Annotated in this window: 3 protein-coding genes and 1 pseudogene; 3 read left to right on the forward strand and 1 reads right to left on the reverse strand. The window is 61.3% G+C overall.

The features are described from left to right. Positions 1-524 (reverse strand): annotated as a pseudogene (locus Q4E95_RS12735) (LTA synthase family protein); the annotation flags it as partial. 247 nt (positions 525-771) lie between these two features. On the opposite strand from Q4E95_RS12735, the gene Q4E95_RS12740 reads away from it, so the two are divergent. The 3 genes from Q4E95_RS12740 to Q4E95_RS12750 all read left to right on the forward strand — a co-directional run. Next, positions 772-1,017, forward strand: coding sequence for a hypothetical protein (locus Q4E95_RS12740; protein ID WP_303383655.1), 246 nt, complete (start codon positions 772-774; stop codon positions 1,015-1,017). A gap of 51 nt (positions 1,018-1,068) precedes the next feature. After that, positions 1,069-1,680 (forward strand): dihydrofolate reductase family protein, encoded by a 612-nt coding sequence (locus tag Q4E95_RS12745; RefSeq protein WP_303383656.1) that lies wholly within the window; start codon positions 1,069-1,071, stop codon positions 1,678-1,680. Between the two features lie 396 nt (positions 1,681-2,076). Beyond that, the coding region (locus Q4E95_RS12750) for a DUF805 domain-containing protein (protein ID WP_303383657.1) at positions 2,077-2,493 on the forward strand (417 nt) is incomplete at its 3' end.

A 2,493-nucleotide genomic window follows, 5' to 3' on the forward strand; every position in this document is an offset into this window, starting at 1 on the left:
GACTCCAGATAGATCGTGACCAGATTGCGCTTTGCCTCCGCGCCGGTGACCGTGGGTTCCGCGTAGTAGTCGCCCATGTTGTACGGCGAACTGGCCGAACGAATGTAGTCGCCGATGCCCACGGTGGAGGCGAACGCCGTGGTGCCGCCGGCCGCGACCGCGGCAACCAAGGCGGTCGAGAGGCCGCGCATGGCCCATTTCTTGGCCTGGGGCCGGGTGTCACAGCCCAGCCGACGGCGCTTGCGGCGCCGGAAATACTGCCACACGGCAATGCCGATGGTGATGACCAGGGGAAGCACGCCGATACCCAGGATCCCCATCCAGACCAGCGGGCCGCCTCCGCCGTCCGTCTCCACGGTGACGATGTTGAGGCGCATCTGCCCGAACGAGATCTTGCCGAAGTAGTACCGGATGCCGATGGCCGCAATGAGCATGGCAAGGCCCGCCCAGATCATGACGTAGACCAAGAGGTACCCCAGGACCACGCCAACCTGTCGGATTGCAGGATGAACCCGGCTGGCCATGACAACTCCTCGCGTGCGATGTCCGTGCGGTCGCCGAACACCTGTGGGATCTGCCCGTACTCGACCCGGGCTCACAGAAAACGAATACCGTTAACCTACCCGTTCCCTGGAGTTAAGGTGAGGGTTCCTTGCTTGGAGTCGTCTACGAACCCGCGTAATGAGCCGGGGACCTCCCCCCAACAGCTGGTTGGTCTCGAGGGCGGCATGAGGCCTTATTAATGGGGCGGTTCAGGACTAGATTGAGAACATGCCCACCCAGGCATCCAATCTGATCAATGCGCAACCCGGCCCCGCGGTTTCTCCGCAGACGTGGGCCAAATTCGCGGCCTGGGCCGCTTTTCTGGTGACCGTACCCTCCGCGCTCTGGCGGGTATTGATGATTGCTTGCTACGCGCCCATCTTCTTGTGGGGTCCACTGCTCCTGGTGGCAGTGGTTGGCTACTGGCTGCGGCGGCGTTGTACAGATCCTGCGCAAGCGCGGGTCGGCTCGTGAATTCACAGAATGTAGGACTTGGAAGGACCCTGACCGATGAAACTAACTGTCATGCAATTCGTCAGTCTCGATGGTGTCTCGCAAGGACCGGGATCTCCGGACGAGGACCGCAGCGGGAATTTTGAACGGGGTGGCTGGTTCGTTCCTTACCTGGACAAGGAATTCATCCAGCAATGCACCGAATGGCTCCAACAAGCCGATGCCCTCATGTTCGGGAGGCGTACTTATGAGGCATTCGCCCGGGATTGGCCGCAGATCACCGACCCGGACGACCCGTTCACCGAGCTCATGAACGGGTTGCCGAAATACGTGGCATCTAAGACCTTAACCAGTGCCGAATGGAACCCCACCACCATCCTCTCGGGAGATCTCGCGGCGCAGGTAGCCGAACTCAAATCACGGCTGGGCCGGGACTTGCAGGTCCATGGCAGCTCGGTGCTTGCCCAAGGTCTGTTTGCTGCGGACCTGGTCGACGAGCTGCGCCTGGTTATAGCGCCGGTGGTAGTGGGCCAGGGGCGCCGCCTTTTCCCCGATGGCATGGATCCGATTGGGTTCCGCCTTGTCAGTAGTCGAGTCACCCCGGGCGGGCTGACCATTCAGACCTACAAGAACCAGGGCCGTCCCGAGTTCGCAGTGTATGAGGGTTCGCCAGTGGTGTCCTGAGGGCGCACCTGGACCGGCTTCGGTGCCTGCCATCTTGAAGATAAAACCGCCTTCGACGCCACTATTGAGGGGCCCGGATATGTGAGAAATCCCCAATGCGGGACGGGTTGATCTGCAAACGTCGCGCGTGGGTCGCTCCGCTCAACGAAGAAGAGTTTCGGCCACATCCCCCCTGTGGCAGCCTGTGACATTTGGACCTTCCGGGCACCGCTGGGGTTGATGATCGGCAATGGCGCGCCCGTGTTCCTGTGGGGTCCGCTGTTGCTGGTGGCGGTCGTCGGGTAATGGCGGCGCCGGGCATCGAATTCATAACGTTCTGGCGCGAGGTAGTGCTACAGCTGTTCCTCAGGGGATAGTGTCTCTAGTCACAACGTTCGCAATTGTGAAGGGCATGACATGAGCACCCCCCATTCTTATGGCTCCCAGCCAGGAGACCAGCAGACCAGCGATTCCACCCATTACGACGCCGCTCCGGCCACCGACCAGTATCGGCCCGGTGACGCACCCGGTGACGACCAGGGCGGCTACCAGCAACCAGGCTCCCAGCCGGGCGTTCCCGTGGGTCCCGGCCAAGCCATCAAGCGGTTCTACAAGAAATACGCACAGTTCTCCGGGCGCGCCAGCCGATCCGAGTACTGGTGGGTCGCACTCTTCATGTTCCTGGTATACGGCCTGTTCATGGTGCTCATCGGCACGGTTGGCAGCGAGGTAGTGAACAGTAATACGGTCACATCCGCGACGTCCTACTCATACTCGGTGAGGAGTGAGCCCAACGGGTTGGGGATCTTCTTCTCGCTGCTGTTCCTCGTGTTC

Origin of the sequence: Kocuria sp. (genome assembly GCF_030536815.1) — a bacterium.
Lineage (GTDB): Bacteria > Actinomycetota > Actinomycetes > Actinomycetales > Micrococcaceae > Kocuria > Kocuria gwangalliensis.

What these genes read in the sequence shown, in the direction of transcription:
- Q4E95_RS12740 (WP_303383655.1), top strand. Translation starts at nt 772, where the DNA reads ATGCCCACCCAGGCATCCAATCTGATCAATGCGCAACCCGGCCCCGCG.
- Q4E95_RS12745 (WP_303383656.1), top strand. Translation starts at nt 1,069, where the DNA reads ATGCAATTCGTCAGTCTCGATGGTGTCTCGCAAGGACCGGGATCTCCG.